Source organism: Streptomyces sp. DSM 116793 (genome assembly GCF_057320905.1).
Genome location: NZ_CM170494.1, coordinates 7,799,189 through 7,814,559, shown reverse-complemented (window position 1 = coordinate 7,814,559; position 15,371 = coordinate 7,799,189). Strand labels below are relative to the sequence as shown.

Annotated in this window: 14 protein-coding genes and 1 pseudogene; 9 read left to right on the top strand and 6 right to left on the bottom strand. The window is 75.3% G+C overall.

Features of this window, described 5'->3' with window-relative positions:
* Positions 1 to 23 precede the first annotated feature (23 nt).
* The gene (locus ACSMXW_RS30710) at positions 24 to 1,142 is read right to left on the bottom strand and encodes a glycerate kinase family protein (protein ID WP_485808429.1); all 1,119 of its coding nucleotides are present in this window, start codon (positions 1,140 to 1,142) and stop codon (positions 24 to 26) included.
* Positions 1,143 to 1,723: 581 nt separating this feature from the next.
* Between ACSMXW_RS30710 and ACSMXW_RS30705 the strand changes: the two genes are divergently transcribed.
* The 4 genes from ACSMXW_RS30705 (at position 1,724) to ACSMXW_RS30690 (ending at position 5,449) form a co-directional block, all read left to right on the top strand.
* Positions 1,724 to 2,212, top strand: coding sequence for an NUDIX domain-containing protein (locus ACSMXW_RS30705; RefSeq protein ID WP_485808428.1), 489 nt, complete (start codon positions 1,724 to 1,726; stop codon positions 2,210 to 2,212).
* A 72-nt stretch (positions 2,213 to 2,284) separates the two neighbouring features.
* The gene (locus ACSMXW_RS30700; RefSeq protein WP_485801100.1) at positions 2,285 to 3,022 is read left to right on the top strand and encodes an SIR2 family NAD-dependent protein deacylase; all 738 of its coding nucleotides are present in this window, start codon (positions 2,285 to 2,287) and stop codon (positions 3,020 to 3,022) included.
* Positions 3,023 to 3,671: 649 nt separating this feature from the next.
* Positions 3,672 to 4,814 carry a glycoside hydrolase family 19 protein gene (locus tag ACSMXW_RS30695; protein WP_485801098.1) on the top strand — a complete coding sequence of 381 codons (1,143 nt, stop codon included), beginning with the start codon at positions 3,672 to 3,674 and terminating at the stop codon, positions 4,812 to 4,814.
* A 173-nt stretch (positions 4,815 to 4,987) separates the two neighbouring features.
* Positions 4,988 to 5,449 (top strand): septal ring lytic transglycosylase RlpA family protein, encoded by a 462-nt coding sequence (locus ACSMXW_RS30690; RefSeq protein WP_485801096.1) that lies wholly within the window; start codon positions 4,988 to 4,990, stop codon positions 5,447 to 5,449.
* 199 nt (positions 5,450 to 5,648) lie between these two features.
* Here ACSMXW_RS30690 and ACSMXW_RS30685 read toward each other — a convergent pair whose 3' ends face one another.
* The 3 genes and pseudogenes from ACSMXW_RS30685 to ACSMXW_RS30675 all read right to left on the bottom strand — a co-directional run bounded on the left by ACSMXW_RS30685 (position 5,649) and on the right by ACSMXW_RS30675 (position 8,994).
* The gene (locus ACSMXW_RS30685; protein WP_485808427.1) at positions 5,649 to 6,224 is read right to left on the bottom strand and encodes a methylated-DNA--[protein]-cysteine S-methyltransferase; all 576 of its coding nucleotides are present in this window, start codon (positions 6,222 to 6,224) and stop codon (positions 5,649 to 5,651) included.
* Between the two features lie 61 nt (positions 6,225 to 6,285).
* Positions 6,286 to 7,854: pseudogene (locus ACSMXW_RS30680) on the bottom strand (AlkA N-terminal domain-containing protein).
* A gap of 111 nt (positions 7,855 to 7,965) precedes the next feature.
* Positions 7,966 to 8,994 (bottom strand): UbiA family prenyltransferase, encoded by a 1,029-nt coding sequence (locus ACSMXW_RS30675; protein ID WP_485801095.1) that lies wholly within the window; start codon positions 8,992 to 8,994, stop codon positions 7,966 to 7,968.
* A 118-nt stretch (positions 8,995 to 9,112) separates the two neighbouring features.
* Between ACSMXW_RS30675 and ACSMXW_RS30670 the strand changes: the two genes are divergently transcribed.
* The 4 genes from ACSMXW_RS30670 (at position 9,113) to ACSMXW_RS30655 (ending at position 12,446) form a co-directional block, all read left to right on the top strand.
* On the top strand, positions 9,113 to 10,174 hold the full coding sequence (locus ACSMXW_RS30670; protein WP_485801094.1) for a type III polyketide synthase: 1,062 nt from the start codon (positions 9,113 to 9,115) through the stop codon (positions 10,172 to 10,174).
* Positions 10,175 to 10,241: 67 nt separating this feature from the next.
* Positions 10,242 to 10,760 carry an isoprenylcysteine carboxyl methyltransferase family protein gene (locus tag ACSMXW_RS30665; protein WP_485808425.1) on the top strand — a complete coding sequence of 173 codons (519 nt, stop codon included), beginning with the start codon at positions 10,242 to 10,244 and terminating at the stop codon, positions 10,758 to 10,760.
* Positions 10,757 to 11,773 carry an NAD(P)/FAD-dependent oxidoreductase gene (locus ACSMXW_RS30660; RefSeq protein WP_485801093.1) on the top strand — a complete coding sequence of 339 codons (1,017 nt, stop codon included), beginning with the start codon at positions 10,757 to 10,759 and terminating at the stop codon, positions 11,771 to 11,773. The genes ACSMXW_RS30665 and ACSMXW_RS30660 overlap by 4 nt, the downstream gene beginning before the upstream one ends.
* A gap of 172 nt (positions 11,774 to 11,945) precedes the next feature.
* Positions 11,946 to 12,446, top strand: coding sequence for a GtrA family protein (locus ACSMXW_RS30655; RefSeq protein WP_485801092.1), 501 nt, complete (start codon positions 11,946 to 11,948; stop codon positions 12,444 to 12,446).
* Between the two features lie 40 nt (positions 12,447 to 12,486).
* Here the strand turns inward: ACSMXW_RS30655 and ACSMXW_RS30650 are convergent, their stop codons facing one another.
* Positions 12,487 to 13,656: a hypothetical protein gene (locus ACSMXW_RS30650; RefSeq protein ID WP_485801091.1), complete on the bottom strand. Its 1,170-nt coding sequence runs from the start codon at positions 13,654 to 13,656 to the stop codon at positions 12,487 to 12,489.
* Positions 13,657 to 14,021: 365 nt separating this feature from the next.
* On the opposite strand from ACSMXW_RS30650, the gene ACSMXW_RS30645 reads away from it, so the two are divergent.
* The gene (locus tag ACSMXW_RS30645; RefSeq protein WP_485801090.1) at positions 14,022 to 14,771 is read left to right on the top strand and encodes a nucleotidyltransferase family protein; all 750 of its coding nucleotides are present in this window, start codon (positions 14,022 to 14,024) and stop codon (positions 14,769 to 14,771) included.
* Between the two features lie 21 nt (positions 14,772 to 14,792).
* Here the strand turns inward: ACSMXW_RS30645 and ACSMXW_RS30640 are convergent, their stop codons facing one another.
* On the bottom strand, positions 14,793 to 15,329 hold the full coding sequence (locus tag ACSMXW_RS30640) for an O-acetyl-ADP-ribose deacetylase (protein ID WP_485801089.1): 537 nt from the start codon (positions 15,327 to 15,329) through the stop codon (positions 14,793 to 14,795).
* Positions 15,330 to 15,371: the final 42 nt, after the last annotated feature.

Sequence of the window (15,371 nt, the reverse complement as noted above, 5' to 3'; positions counted from 1 at the left end):
GCCGGCGCGGTCGTGGGGGCCGGTTACACCAACAGGTCCCGGGCGATCCGCTCGCCGAGGATTTCCAGCAACGGCCCGGCCTCCACCATGCACCGCTGAACATCGGGCTCAACGTCCGTCAGAGCGTACGCACGCCGGATGCCCGCCTCAGCCAGCACCCCCGCCCCGAGCGCCAGCCGCCCGCACACCGCGACGACGTCCTTGCCCGCGGCACGCGCCTCCGCGGCCACCCCCGCCGGCGCCTTCCCGTGCAGCGTCTGCTCGTCGAGCGACCCCTCCCCCGTGATGACGAGGCCGGCCCTCCGCAACGCGGGCGCGAAGCCCAGCACGTCGAGCATCACCTCGATGCCGGGCCGGAAGCGCGCCCCGAGCCCCACCAGTGCCCCGTACCCGATGCCGCCTGCGGCCCCCGCCCCGGGCGCGAGCGCCAGCTCCCCGGCCCGGGGCCCGACGGCCCCGGCCAGTACCCCGGCGAAGTGCGCGAGCGACGCGTCCAGCACCGCCACGTCCTCGGGCGACGCCCCCTTCTGCGGCCCGTAGACCGCCGCGGCGCCCTTCGGCCCGGTCAGCGGGTTGTCCACGTCGCTGGCGAGGACCACGTCGACACCGGCCAGGCGGGGGTCGAGCCCGGACAGGTCCGCGGTGGCCAGGGTGCCCAACGGTCCTCCGCCAGGTGCCACGGGAGCACCGCCCGCGGTGAGGAAGCGCGCGCCGAGCGCCGTGAGCATCCCGGCGCCGCCGTCGGTGGTGGCGCTGCCGCCCACCCCGAAGACGACGGTGCGCGCGCCCGCGTCCAGGGCCGCGCGCAACAGCTCCCCGGCGCCGTACGTGGTGGCGGTGAGCGGTGCGAACTCTCCGCGCGGCAGGTACTGGAGCCCGGCGGCCTCCGCCATCTCGACGACGGCGGTGTCGCCGCGCAGCGCGTACGCCGCGTGCACGGGAGTGCCGAGCGGGCCGGTGACCGGCAGTTCACGCCGCTCGAAGCCCGCAGCGACCGCCGCGGCCACGGTTCCGTCGCCGCCGTCGGCCACCGGCAGCGCCTCCACCGACAGGCCGGGCACCACCCGGCGCAGCCCGGCCGTGAGCCGCTCGGCGACCTGCACGGCGGTGAGCGATCCCTTGAACTTGTCCGCGGCTATCAGAACCCGCCGGGTCCCGGGGCCGTCGCCCGTCCCGCCTCCGGTCTCCGTGCCGGTCTCCGTCCCGGTGTCATCACCCGTGTCCTTCCCCGGCCCGGGTGCCGTCGCGCTCTGCGAGATCCTCGTCACTGCGGCGTCCGCCACGTTGCATTCCCCTTGCTCATCCGGCCCTGCGTGACGGCTCCGCGCACGTCAGGGCAGTCGCGCCGGTGCGACCTTAACCGGCGCGGGTGGCCGCTGCCCATGGCGGCAGCGGCCCCGACGCCCCCGGGCGGTGGGAACGGCCGCCCGGGGAGGCGGGGCTCACGCATGCCCGGGCGCAACCGCCGGCACGCGCGGGAGCGGGCTCCGGGGTGGTGCGCGGAGCGTACGCCCGTGGGCGCCGCCCGCCCGCTCACCAGCCCGCTGTGCCGAACGCGGGCAGTGACTACGCTGTCCGTGTGACTGCTCCGGATGCCGACGCCCAGGCCGACCCGAAAACCCACCCCGTAGCGCCTGCCACGGCCGGCGCGGAGCCCACGGGTTCCGCCGGCGCCGGCCACGGTCCGGGCGCGCCCGCCGTCCCGGACGCCACCGGGGTCGACGTGGACCCCGACTTCGCCGCGTACATCGCGGGCCTGCCCCGTGTCCTCGCAGGGGCCGCCACCCTGTTCCGGGACGCCGAGGGCAGGGTCCTGCTCGTCGAGCCGAACTACCGCGAGGGCTGGGGCCTGCCCGGCGGCACGGTCGAGTCGGACGAGGGTGAGAGCCCCCGCCAGGGCGCCCGGCGCGAGACGGCCGAGGAGATCGGGCTCGACATCGAGCCCGGCCGGCTCCTCGCCGTGGACTGGGTCCGCGGCAACGGCCGCCCGCCCCTCGTCGCCTACCTCTACGACGGCGGGGTGCTGAGCCCCGGACAGCTCGCCGCGATCCGCCTCCAGGAGGACGAACTGCTCTCCTGGCGCCTGGTGGACCCCGACGACCTGCACACCCACCTCTCCCCCACGGCCACCCGCCGCGTCCTGGCCGCCCTGGAGAACCTGGCCGGCGGCACGGGCCCGGTGGAGCTGGAGGACGGCCACCGACCGGTCTGACCACCCCGCCGGGGACGCTCGCTCTCCGGCGGACGCTCGCTCTCCGGCGGGCGGGCGCCCTACCCTCGCCACATGGACAAGCCCCTTGTCGCCATGCTGAGTGGCGCCGGCATCTCCACCGATTCCGGGATCCCGGACTACCGGGGTCCGAACGGGCTGTGGCGGCGCGATCCCGACGCCCAGAAGCTCGTCACGTACGAGTACTACATGAACGACCCGGAGATCCGCCGCAGGTCCTGGCAGATGCGGCGCAAGAACCGCACGCTGCGGGCCGAGCCGAACGCCGCGCACCGGGCAGTCGCCGAGCTGGAGCGGTCGGGTGTGCCGGTGCGGGTGATCACCCAGAACGTGGACGGGCTGCACCAGCGCGCCGGACTGCCCGCCCGGAAGGTGCTCGAACTGCACGGCAGCGCGCGGAGCGTGGTGTGCACGGGGTGCGGGGCGCGTTCGGACATGGCGGACGCGATCGCCCGGGTCGAGGCGGGCGAGGAGGATCCGGCGTGCCGGGACTGCGGCGGGATCCTGAAGTCCGCGACGGTGATGTTCGGCGAGCAGCTCGATCCAGCGGTGCTGGGTGAGGCGGTCGCGATCGCCAAGGCCTGTGAGGTGTTCGTCGCCGTCGGGACCAGTCTGCAGGTGCAGCCCGCGGCCGGGCTCGCGGGGATCGCCGCGGAGTACGGGGCGCGGCTGATCATCGTGAACGCGGAGGCTACTCCGTACGATGAGCTGGCCGATGAGGTGGTTCGGGAGCCGATTGGTACGGCGTTGCCCGAGGTGATGCGGCGGCTCGGGGCGGGGCGCTACGAGTAGCGCGGCGAGCCCCTTTCGGGCCGGTGGCTGTCTGCGGGTCTCGTCGTGGTTCTTTTGCGCAGTTCCCCGCGCCCCTGATCAGGCCGGCAGTCATCTGCGGGCTTCGTCGTGGTTCGTTCGCGCAGTTCCCCGCGCCCCTGATCAGGCCGGCAGTCATCTGCGGGCTTCGTCGTGGTTCGTTCGCGCAGTTCCCCGCGCCCCTGATCAGGCCGGCAGTCATCTGCGGGCTTCGTCGTGGTTCGTTCGCGCAGTTCCCCGCGCCCCTGATCAGGGCGGTGGGTCCTGTGGGCTTGGGCGGTTGCGGTCTTCTCACGCCTGCGTCCACGTCACGTTCTCCTCGCTTGGCTGAATGTGAGCGTTGACGGGCCTGAAGTCACCTGACATGGTCTAGACCTGAAAAACGGAGGGTCCCACGGTCTCTCCGGCTGCCCACGGCAACCCCTGACCTGTTGGTACCCCCACTCGTCCGGCCGGGAAGGCGACGGAGCCGCCCTTGGCCGCTCCACCTCCGGCCCCGCGCTGCTCCAACGGTCCTCGGCGCCCCACGGGCCCGTGGTCCCGGGAGCGGCCCGAGGGCCGCAGCGCCTCCGGTCGTATGGCTCGACAAAGCCCGGCTCTCCCTCATGACACCCAAGGAGTGACGTTCGCGATGTCCACCCCTCCTGTCAGACCGACCTTTCTCAGACGTTTGGCCCTCGGCCGCCTCGCGGTGTGTACGGCCCTCGCGGCGCTGATCGCCGCGTTGTTCGCCGCCGTACCCGCCCAGGCCGCCGACGGCCAGATCACCGGACTCGCCGGCAAGTGCGTCGACGTGGCGGCGGCCAGCAGCGCCAACGGCACCGCCGTGCAGCTCTACGACTGCAACGGGACCAACGCCCAGCGCTGGTCCAACCCGGGTGACGGAACCCTGCGGGCGCTCGGCAAGTGCCTGGACGTCGTCGACCGGAGCACGGCCGACGGGGCCGCGGTCCAGCTGTGGGACTGCTCGGGCAGCGCCAACCAGCAGTGGGTGGTCACCGCCGCCCACGACATCGTCAACCCGGCCGCGAACAAGTGCCTGGACGTGCGGGACAACAACAGCGCCAACGGCACCCGGCTGCAGATCTGGACCTGCACGGGCGGGGCGAACCAGAAGTGGAACGCACCCGCGAGCGGTGGCGGCAGCACCCCGTCCGGATTCGTCGTCTCCGAGGCCCAGTTCAACCAGATGTTCCCGGGCCGGAGCAGCTTCTACACCTACAGCGGCCTCGTCCAGGCGCTGAGCTCCTACCCCGCCTTCGCGAACACCGGCAGTGACACGGTCAGGAAGCAGGAGGCCGCGGCCTTCCTCGCGAACGTCAGTCACGAGACCGGCGGCCTGGTGTACGTGGTCGAGCAGAACACCGCCAACTACCCGCACTACTGCGACCCGGGCCAGCCCTACGGCTGCCCGGCGGGCCAGGCCGCCTACTACGGACGCGGCCCCATCCAGCTCAGCTGGAACTTCAACTACAAGGCCGCCGGTGACGCCCTCAACATCGACCTGCTCAACAACCCCTGGCTGGTGGAGACCAACGCCGCCGTGGCCTGGCGCACGGGCCTGTGGTACTGGAACACGCAGTCGGGCCCCGGCACCATGACCCCGCACAACGCCATGGTCAACCAGGCGGGCTTCGGCGAGACGATCCGCAGCGTCAACGGCTCCCTGGAGTGCGACAACAGGAACCCCGCCCAGGTACAGAGCCGGGTGACCAAGTACCAGCAGTTCACCGCCATCCTCGGCGTCAGCCCCGGGAACAACCTGTACTGCTGAGCGGTACCGCACCGCACCAGCCGTGTGCGCGGACCCGGGCGACCCGGTCCGCGCACACCGCCCTCTCCGGCCCTCCGGTCCTCCGGATCTCCGGTCCTCCGGCTCTCCGGCGAAGAGGGCTCGCACGTCCTCTCTCATGCACCGTTGGTCCTATCCGAAAGGCCTTCCCTCCCATGAGACGACCCCCCACGTCCTCCACCCCATGGCGGGGCACCCTCGCCGTGGCCGTGCTCGTGCTGTCCGCGGGCCTCACCACCGCGCTGCCCGCCGGGGCCGCGACCGGCGGCACCGCGCCCGGTGCCGCGCAGGACGGTGAGCAGTGCTGGGCCACGCACTACGGACCCCAGCCGCCCGGCGCCCTCACGGCCAGCGGCGAGCTGTTCGACAACAACGCGGACACCGCGGCGACCTCCCTGAGCCGTCAGCCGCAGCTGCCGTTCGGAACGCAGGTGCGGGTCACCAACGTCGCCAACGGCGCGTCGCTGGTGGTGCGCATCAACGACAGGGGCACCTTCGTGCAGACCCCGCAGGAGCCCAAGTGCCTCGACCTGACCGACGGGGCCTTCAGCAGGCTCGGCGGGGTCCTCGACCCGGACGCCGGTCACATCGTCGTCACACAGCAGGTGCTGAACTGACCGCAACGGGCGCCGAACCCGCGGTGCCGCCGGACTCGCCGGGCCGGGACAGGCCCCGGTAGGCCGGTCAGCGGCAACTCCGCCGGTCCGTGGCGGCTCCGACGACCGCCGCCACCCCCGTGCCCGTACCCGTTCCCGGGCACCCCGCCACCCCGTGCCCTTCCCCGACCGCGGGGTGGCGGCGGTCGTCGGGGCCGGATCAGAACAGGGCCGCCGCGCGTTCGGCGTCGAGCAGCCGCCGCTTGCGGGCGAGACCGCCGCCGTAGCCGGTGAGGTCGCCGTTCGCGCCGATGACGCGGTGGCAGGGGACGATGATGCCGATCGGGTTCCGGCCGTTGGCCAGGCCGACCGCGCGGGACCCGTGCGGGCTGCCGAGGGCCCGGGCCAGCTCGCCGTAGGAACGCGTCTCCCCATAGGGGATGCGCCTCAGCTGCTCCCAGACGCGCCGCTGGAAGGGCGTACCCGCCAGGTGCAGCGGGAGGTCGAACTCCTTGAGGTCGCCCGCGAAGTAGGCCCCGAGCTGTGCGATCACGGCATGGAACGGGGCGTTTGCTGGGTCCCCGTACGCGCCGAGGGTCTCCTCGGCCGGGCGGTGCCGCTGGCCGGTCATGTAGAGGCCGGACAGGACGCCGTCGGTGGCGACCAGGGTCAGCCGGCCGTAGGGGCTGTCCGTGTGAGTGTGCACGGTCCCGGGGGCGCCGGCGGGCACGGTCGTGCGGGTGGGCGCGGGCGTCTCGGCGGGTGCGGACGCGGGCCCCCCGGTGGGGCCGGGCACAGGCGTGGGGCCGGGCACGGGCCCGATGGTCGTGGTGTGCGGGGTCGTGGTGGTCATGGTCTCACCTGTCCTTGCTGGTCGTGCGAGGTGCGGGAGCCGCGGGCGCGAGCGGCGGGAGGACGTTGACGGGGTGGTCGTCGGTGGCCCACAGGTACTGGACGGCGTAGGCGCGCCAGGGCCGCCAGACCGCGGCGCGCGCCGTGAGCGCGGCCGGGGTGCCGGGCAGGCCGGTCAGCGTGGCCGCGCGGCGGGTACCGAGGTCGGTCGGCAGGAACGCGTCCGGGTCGCCCAGGGCGCGCATCGCGATCAGCTCCACCGTCCAGGGCCCGAACCCGGGCAGCGCGGCGAGCCGGGCGCGGGCCTCGGCCCAGTCGCTGTCGGCGCCGAGCCGCAGCGTGCCGCCGGCGAGAGAGCGGACCAGCGTGGTGAGCGTGGTGCGCCGGCCGCGCGGCATGGCGAGCCGCTCGGGGTCGAGGCCGGCCAGCGCCTCGGGCGAGGGGAAGAGATGGGTGAGGCCGCCTTCCGGGTCGTCCACGGGCTCACCGTGCGCGGCGACCAGGCGGGCGGCGTGGGTGCGGGCGGCGGCCGTGGACACCTGCTGGCCGAGCACCGCGCGGACCGCGAACTCCGCCTCGTCGACGGTGCGCGGCACCCGGCGGCCCGGCGCCTTCGCCACGAGCGGTGCCAGCACCTCGTCGGCGCGCAGCCGGTCGTCCACCGCGACGGGGTCGGCGTCCAGGTCGAGCAGGCGGCGGCAGCGGGTGATGGCGACCGGCAGGTCGCGCAGGTCGGTGAGGGTCAACCGGCAGTCGATGTGCGCGGGGGCCGGCGCGAGGGCGACCACGCCCCGGCCGTGCGGCAGCCGGAGCGTGCGCCGGTACGCCCCGTCGCGCCACTCCTCGACGCCCGGGACGGCGGTGGCGACGAGGTGCCCGAAGAGGTTGTCGGGGGTGAGCGGGGCACGGAACGGCAGCCGCAGCGTGAGCGTGCTCCCGGCGGCGGAACCGGGCCCCTGCGGGGCACTCGGCCCCTGCGGAGGGCCGGACGGCCCCGGAGATCCGGACCCCTTCGTCAGGCGGGCCCGCAGCTCGCCGGGGCTGAGGGCGAAGACCTCCCGCACGGTGTCGTTGAAGGTGCGGATGGAGGCGAAGCCGGCGGCGAAGGCGATCTCTGCCATCGGCAGGGCGGTGGTCTCGATGAGCAGCCGCGCGGTCTGGGCGCGCTGGGCCCGGGCCAGGGCCAGCGGGCCCGCGCCGAGTTCGGCGGTGAGCTGCCGCTCGACCTGCCGGGCGCTGTAGCCGAGCCGGGCGGCCAGGCCAGGCACGCCCTCGCGGTCCACGACGCCGTCGGCGATCAGCCGCATGGCGCGGGCCACCAGGTCGGCCCGCTCGTTCCACTGCGGGGAGCCGGGGGTGGCGTCGGGGCGGCACCGCTTGCAGGCCCGGAAACCGGCGGCCTGGCAGGCCGCGGCGCTCGGGTAGAACCGCATGTTCTCGGCCTTGGGCGGCACGGCGGGGCAGCTCGGCCGGCAGTAGATCCCGGTCGTCAGCACCGCGGTGAAGAATCAGCCGTCGAACCGGGCGTCCTTCGACTGGACGGCGCGCACGCACCGCTCGGTGTCCGTGTACATGCCTCCAGCATGGCCGTCCCCGGCCCCCGGGGCTGGCGGGAATCCGACATCAGCGTCCCGCTGCCAGGGCGTCCGCACAGCGCCATGTTCCGTGCGGCGGAAACCGGTCGCTCAGGCCAGTGCCCCGCCGCGCACCAGGAGGAGTGCCACGGCGGCGGCCGCCATCGCGAGGGTGGCCAGGAAGGGCAGCCGGCTGCGGTGGCCGGGGCCGGTGGGCAGGGCGGTGGCCGCGGCCAGGGCGGCGGTGCCGGCGAGCGCGGCCCAGCCCGCGGGGCCCGGCGGACCGGGCGGCCCGAGCGCCAGGACCGCGCAGGCGGCCAGCAGCGGCAGCGGCCCGAGGAGCCGGGCGCCCCGCCTGCCCAGGCGCTGCGGCAGGCCCCGCACCCCGGCCGCCAGGTCGTCGTCGATGTCCGGCAGCACATTGGTGAGGTGCGCGCCCAGACCCAGCAGCGCGCCCGCGGCGACCGCCCACGCCGGGGGCCAGGGCCGGCCGGGGAGGGAGAGCGTGACGAAGGCGGGCAGCAGGCCGAAGGCGAGGGTGTAGGGCAGCCAGGACGCAAGCGTCCGCTTGACCCCGGCGTTGTAGCTCCAGGCCGCCACGACACCGGCCAGGTGGGCGGCGCCCGCGGCGGTCCCGGTCGCGAGGGAGAGCGGCACGCACAGGGTGAGGGCGCAGCCCGCCGCGAGCGCCACCGTGCGGGGCGCCAGGGCGCCCGTCACCAGCGGCTTGTCGCGGCGGGCAGCCGCGGTGTCGCGCGCGAGGTCCAGGCGGTCGTTGCTCCAGCCCACCGAGAGCTGCCCGGTGAGCACCGCCGAGGCGATGAGCAGACAGCCGGGCGCGCGGTGTCCCGAGACCGCCGCCAGCGCGGTGGTCAGGACGGTCACGGCGAGCGTGGGCTCCGGGTGGCAGGCCCTCACCAGAGCGCGCAGCCCGGCGGCCACGCGCCGCGGCACCGACACCGGCACCGCCACGCCGGACACGTTCGGAGCATCCGGCACGCCCGTGGCACCCACCGCACCCGACGCGTCCGTGGCACCCGGGGCACCCGACGCGTCCGTGGCAGCCGGGGCGCCCGAGCCCGGGGCGCCCGGCACACCGGTGCCCCCGAGGGGGGCGGTACGGCTTCCGGGACGCGGCACGCCACGATGCTAGGTCCGGCTGCCGCCGCCTGACGGAACGCCACGGTTCCCCGGCGCACCTATGACTGACTTATGGTCATTTCATATCTTTGCCGCTTTTGATTTATATAGTGAATGAATGACGCGAATCGTCGCCGTCCATGGCGTCCTCCCGCGGTACCGCTACGAGCAGCACGAGGTCAGGGACGCCCTGCTGGCCATGGGGCTGGTGCGCGAGGAGCGGCGCCAGGTGTTCGACCGGCTGCACGCGGACTCCGCCGTCCGCACGAGGCGGCTGGCCCTGCCGCTGGAGCGGTATGCCGGCCTCCGCGGGTTCGGCCAGGCCAACGACCGCTTCATCGAGGTGGCGCAGGAACTGGGCGAGGAGGCGGTGCGCGCCGCGCTGGAGACCGCCGGGCTGCGCGCGCGGGACGTGGACCTGGTGATCTCCACGTCCGTCACCGGGATCGCCGCCCCGTCGATCGAGGCCAGGCTCGCGGGCCGCCTCGGGCTGCGCCCGGATGTCAAACGGGTGCCGATCTTCGGACTGGGCTGTGTGGGCGGCGCGGCCGGCCTCGCCCGCCTGCACGACTACCTGGACGGCCGGCCGGACGGCGTGGCGGTGCTGCTCTCCGTCGAACTCTGCTCGCTCACCCTGCAGCGCACCGACGACTCGCCGGCCGGCATGGTGGCCGGCGCGCTCTTCGGGGACGGCGCCGCGGCGGTCGTCGCCGTGGGCCGGGACCATCCGGGCGGCCCGCCGGGCGGCCCGGTCGTGGTGGCGAGCCGCAGCCGGCTCTACCCGGACACCGAGCGGCTGCTCGGCTGGGACATCGGGGACGACGGCTTCAGGATCGTGCTGGGCAGCGGGCTGCCCGGCCTGGTGGCGCGCCGGATCGGCCCGGAGGTCCGGGCGTTCCTGGCCGACCACGACCTGAAGACCCAGGACGTGACGGCCTGGGTCTGCCACCCCGGCGGCCCCAAGGTGCTGGATGCGGTGCGGGACGCCCTCGGCCTGCCCGCCAGGGCGCTTGAGCTGTCCTGGCGCTCCCTCGCCGAGGTCGGCAACCTCTCCTCGGCGTCCGTGCTGCACATCCTGCGGGACACCCTGGCGCTGCGCCCCCCGCTGGCCGGCACGCCCGGCCTGGTGGTCGCGATGGGGCCGGGGTTCTGCTCCGAACTCGTCCTCCTGCGCTGGTAGGCCGCCGATGATGACGTCCATGGCCCCGTCGCCGTTCCCCTCGTCGCTCCCGTCGGTCATCCCTGCGATGACCCCGTACACGCTGCTCATCGCGCTGGTCGCCGGCGAGCGCGTCGCCGAGCTGGTGGTCGCCCGCCGCAACGCCTGTGCCGGCCGCAGGCTCGGCGCCGTCGAGCACGGGCGCGGGCACTATCCCGTGATGGTGCTGCTGCACACCGGCCTGCTGGCCGGCTGCCTGGTCGAGGTGGGCGCCGCCGGGCGGCCGTTCCTGCCCGCGCTCGGCTGGCCCATGCTGGGGCTCGCGCTGGCCGCGCAGGCCCTGCGCTGGTGGTGCGTCGCCACCCTCGGACCGCGCTGGAACACCCGGGTCCTGGTGATCCCCGGCCGTCCGCTGGTCACCGGGGGACCCTACCGGCTGATGAGCCACCCGAACTACCTCGCCGTCGTCGTCGAGGGCGCCGCGCTGCCGCTGGTGCACGGCGCCTGGCTCACCGCGGCCTGCTTCACCCTGGCCAACCTGCCGCTGCTGGCGGTCCGGCTGCGCTGCGAGAACGCCGCCCTGGCCGCCGCGGCCCCGGCGCCGTGATCGACCTGCTGGTGGCCGGCGGCGGTCCCGCGGGGCTCGCCACGGCGATCCACGCCGCCCGGGCCGGTCTCGACGTGGTCGTCGCCGAGCCCCGGCCGGTGCCGGTGGACAAGGCGTGCGGGGAGGGCCTGATGCCCCCGGCCGTCCGGGCGCTGGCGGAGCTGGGCGTCGCCGTGCCGGGGCACGCCGTGCGGGGCATCCGCTATGTCGACGCGCACCACCAGGCCGAGGCCCGGTTCCGCGGCGGGCCGGGCCGGGGCGTGCGGCGGACCGACCTGCACGCGGCGCTGGCCCGCCGGGCCGCCGAGCTGGGCGTGCCGGTGCTGCCGCTGCGGGTGACCGGGCTGCGCCAGGACGCGGACGGCGTCACGGCGGCCGGCGTCACCGCCCGCTACCTCGCCGCCGCCGACGGCCTGCACTCCCCCATCCGCCGGAGCCTCGGCCTCGGCGGCCCGCCGGACACCCGGGCGGCCCGGTACGGGCTGCGCCGGCACTTCGCCGTGCCGCCGTGGACGGACTGCGTGGAGGTGCACTGGGCGGAGCGGTCGGAGGCCTATGTCACGCCGGTGGGCCCCGGTCTCGTCGGGGTCGCCGTGCTGACCTGCGACCGCGCCCCGTTCGAACGGCAGCTCGCGCGGTTCCCCGCGCTGGCCGCCCGGCTGCCGGGCCCCGCCGTGACGGCCGCCCGGGGCGCGGGGCCGCTGCGCCAGCGGGTGCGTGCCCGGGTGGCCGGGCGGACCCTGCTGGTCGGCGACGCCGCGGGGTACGTGGACGCGCTCACCGGTGAGGGGATCTCCCTGGCGCTCGAGGCGGCCGGGCACCTGGTGCGGTGCGTACGCGCCGGCCGGCCGGAGGAGTACGAGCGGGCCTGGCGCCGGGTGTCGCGGCAGTACCGTGCGCTGACCTGTGCGCTGCTGTGGCTCCGCGGCCGCCCGGCGCTGGGGCCCCGGATCGTCCCCACCGCGGCGCGCTTCCCCGGCGTCTTCTCCCGCGCGGTCAACCGGCTCGCCTGACGTGCCGCACACTCCCCGCAGGCATGGACATATATGTACCCATATAGTGGAACCGACTGATCACCGCGGGTGAGGGAGTCGCCATGGGCCCGTCCATCCCTGCCGTCCCTGCTCCACCCGTCCGCCCGGAGCGCACGCCCGCCACGGCCCGGCGCGGCCGGTCCTGTGGCGGATGACCGGGCCCGGTATGCGCAAGGGGCCCGGACACCGCGGCAAGGGCGGAACCCGCGCGGCCGGCGGCGGGCGAAGGAGGCTGCCGGCGCTGCTCCGGGAGATCGTGAGGTTCGGCGCGGTGGGCGGCCTGGGGCTTGTGGTGAACTTCGCGGCGTTCAACCTGTGCAGGGCGTTCACCTCCCTGTCCACCGTGCAGTGCGGCGTCGTGGGCACCGGCGTGGCGATCGTCTCCAACTACCTGGGGTACCGGTACTACACCTACCGCGACCGGGACAAACGGGGTGCCGCCCGGGAGTTCACGCTGTTCGTGGCGTTCAGCGTGGCCAGCCTCGTCATCGAGAACGGGGGCCTGTTCGCCGCCATGCACTGGCTCGGCTGGGACAGCGCCCTCCAGGACAACCTCGTCAAGGCGCTCGGCATCGCGGTCGCCACCGCGTTCCGCTTCTGGTCGTACCGGACGTGGGTGTTCCGGCCGGCACCCGCGCAGGACCGGGCCTGAGGGGCCCCGTCCCGCAACGGCCGGGCCCCGCCCCGTGGCGTCAGGGCGCCGTGGGGGCGAGGACGACGAGGTACGCGCCGTAGCACACCGAGATCGCGGCGAGCGTGCCCGCCAGCACCGCCGTGGTCCGCGGCCGGGCCCGGGCCAGCGCGAGCGCCGGCGGAAGCAGCAGCGGAAAGGCGGGCAGCAGGAAACGCGGCCGGGACGCGAAGTAGTTGGAGCCGCCGAGCGCGATCACCAGCAGCACGGCGGCATAGACCAGGAGGACGGCCGGGGGCCGGTGCAGGGCCAGCAGCAGCAGGCCGAGCACCGCCAGCACCAGGAGGGCCGCGGCCACGTACTGGCTGAGCCACCCCGGCCGGGTGACCAGCCGGTGGGCGAACCACAGCGTCCAGCGGCCGAAGTCGAAGCGCGACCCCCACGCCCGCTGGACCTGGAAGTACCCGAGCGGGGTGCCCGACCGCAGCCCCGCGTAGCCGACGTAGCCCAGCCAGCCCAGCGGCGCGAGCACGGGTGCCGCCCACACCCGGGGGTTCCCGCGGCACCCGGGCTCCCGCCACAGCGCCACGGCCGCGGCGCAGCCGACCGCGACGGCGACCGCGATGCCGTTCGGCCTGGTGAGCCCGGCGAGCAGCGCGAGGGACCCGGCCCACAGCCACCGCCGGGTCAGCACCGCGTACAGCGACCAGGCGGCGAAGGCCGTCAGCACCGACTCGCTGTACGCCATGGTCGCCACGACGGCGTGCGGCAGGAACCCCCAGAGCGCCACCAGCATGAGGCCCACCCGCCGGCCGTGCAGGCGGGCGCCGACGGCGTGGATGCCGCAGCACGCCACTCCCGCCGACACCCAGGCGACGAGCAGGCCCACATTGGCCGCGCCGATCGGCAGGACCGTCGAGACGGCCCGTTGCAGGGCCGGATAGAGCGGGAAGAACGCCAGGTCGGTGTAGGTGACGCCGTGCTCGTCGGCCAGCGTCATCACGCCGTATCCGCTGCGCGCGATCCGCTGGTACCACAGCGCGTCCCAGTGGCCGGCCAGCCGGCTGCGCGGATGCCCGTCCACCGCCCAGGCCGCGGCCACCACCGCGAGCAGGCAGGCGAGGCGCACCAGGGCGTAGACGCCCAGTGCCGGTGCCGCCATGCCCAGCACACCGCGGGCCCTGGCCAGTCCGCTGGCCCGCTGCGCGGTGGGCGTGGAGTCCCCGGACACGGCACACACCTCCGACATGGCGCGGGGACGCGCCCCGCGGCCAAGGTGCCGGGCGCATCGGTTCCACCCTGGGCGCCCGTGGCGCGGCCGGCCACCGGGGATCCGCCGGTCGGCGGGGCGGGGCGCCCGCCCCGGCGGGCAGGCGCCGCTTTCCGGGTGACGCTCCGCCTTTCCGGGTGACGCTCCGCCGTCCGGCACCGGGTCGCTGCGAGGATGCGGCGAGGAGCGCCCGTGCGGTGCCGTGCGCCGGCGGGCCGAGCGGTGTGTCCGCCGGCGGCACCGTGCGGCGCCCGGTGGCACAGCCGTGCGGGCGGCTCCGTCACGTACCCGTGAGGCGTCCGAAGTGAAGGGAAGGAGCTCGTGGCATGGCCGCATCCCCGATGACCCAGGCCCTGATCCTCGCGGGTGGCCAGGCCACCCGTCTGCGGCCGTACAGCGACCACGCGCCCAAGGCCATGGTGCCGGTGGCCGGCGCGCCCATCATCTGCCACCAGTTGCTGTGGCTGGCGGCGCACGGGGTGACGTCGGTGACCGTGTCGGGCGGCTACAAGGCCGAGCTGATCACCGAGTACGTGGGCGACGGCGCCCGTTTCGGCCTAGCGGTGCGGTACGCCATCGAGAAGGAGCCGCTGGGCCGGGGCGGCGGCCTCAAGTTCGCGGCCCGGGCCCTGGCCGACCCCGGGGCGCCGTTCTTCGTCCTGAACGGCGATGTGCTCAGCTCCTGCCCGCTCGCCGACCTCGCCGCGTACCACGGCGGGCACGACGGGCACGTCACGGTCGCCCTGTCCCCCTACCGCTCCCGGTGGGGCATCGCGGACCTGGACGAGACGGACCGCATCCGGAGCTTCGTGCAGTCCCCCGAGCTGCCGTACTGGATCAACGCCGGGATCTACGCCTTCGATCCCTGCGTGGTCGCGCTGCTGCCCGACCGGGGCGACCACGAGGACAGCACCTTTCCGCGCCTCGCCCGCGACGGCCGGCTGGTCGGCTACCGGCTGTCCGGCTACTGGCGGGGCATCGACACCGTGAAGGACGTCCTGGAGGCGTCCCGGGAGCTGAGGGAGGCCGGTCGGGTGCCGGCCGCCGAGTTCCTGACCGCGGACCTGGAGGGCTGAGGCGCGTCGCCGGCCGGCGCGTCAGCCGCCGCTCTCGGCGAGCGCCGCCTCGAAGGCCCGGTGGGCCGGCTCGTCGAAGAGGACGAAGCGGACCTCGTCGACGCCTTCCGCGGCCCCTTCGCCGGCCGCCTCGCGGACCGTCCGGACGGCGATGCGGGCGCCGTCGTCCATGGGCCAGCCGTAGACGCCGGTGGAGATGGCGGGGAAGGCGACCGTGCGGGCGCCCACCTCGGCGGCGACGCGCAGGGACCGCCGGTAACAGGACGCGAGCAGCGCCGAGCGGTCCTCGGTGCGGGACCAGACGGGCCCCACGGTGTGGATCACATGCCGGGCGGGCAGCCGGCCCGCCGTGGTCGCGACGGCCTCGCCGGTGGGCAGACCCTTGCCGTACCGGCCGGCGCGCAGGGCGCGGCACTCGGCCAGGATGTCGGGCCCGCCACGCCGGTGGATGGCTCCGTCGACGCCCCCGCCGCCGAGCAGGGAGGAGTTGGCGGCGTTCACGACGGCGTCGACGGACTGCTCGGTGATGTCTCCGCGGACGAGCGTGAGGGTGGTCATGGCGTCATCGTAGGCGGGCGGCGCGGGGCCGGGGCGAGCGCG

Coding starts and splice junctions, on each gene's coding strand:
- ACSMXW_RS30700 (WP_485801100.1), top strand. CDS start 2,285: ATGGACAAGCCCCTTGTCGCCATGCTGAGTGGCGCCGGCATCTCCACC.
- ACSMXW_RS30695 (WP_485801098.1), top strand. CDS start 3,672: ATGTCCACCCCTCCTGTCAGACCGACCTTTCTCAGACGTTTGGCCCTC.
- ACSMXW_RS30690 (WP_485801096.1), top strand. CDS start 4,988: ATGAGACGACCCCCCACGTCCTCCACCCCATGGCGGGGCACCCTCGCC.
- ACSMXW_RS30670 (WP_485801094.1), top strand. CDS start 9,113: ATGACGCGAATCGTCGCCGTCCATGGCGTCCTCCCGCGGTACCGCTAC.
- ACSMXW_RS30665 (WP_485808425.1), top strand. CDS start 10,242: ATGACCCCGTACACGCTGCTCATCGCGCTGGTCGCCGGCGAGCGCGTC.
- ACSMXW_RS30655 (WP_485801092.1), top strand. CDS start 11,946: ATGACCGGGCCCGGTATGCGCAAGGGGCCCGGACACCGCGGCAAGGGC.
- ACSMXW_RS30645 (WP_485801090.1), top strand. CDS start 14,022: ATGGCCGCATCCCCGATGACCCAGGCCCTGATCCTCGCGGGTGGCCAG.
- ACSMXW_RS30640 (WP_485801089.1), bottom strand. CDS start 15,329: ATGACCACCCTCACGCTCGTCCGCGGAGACATCACCGAGCAGTCCGTC.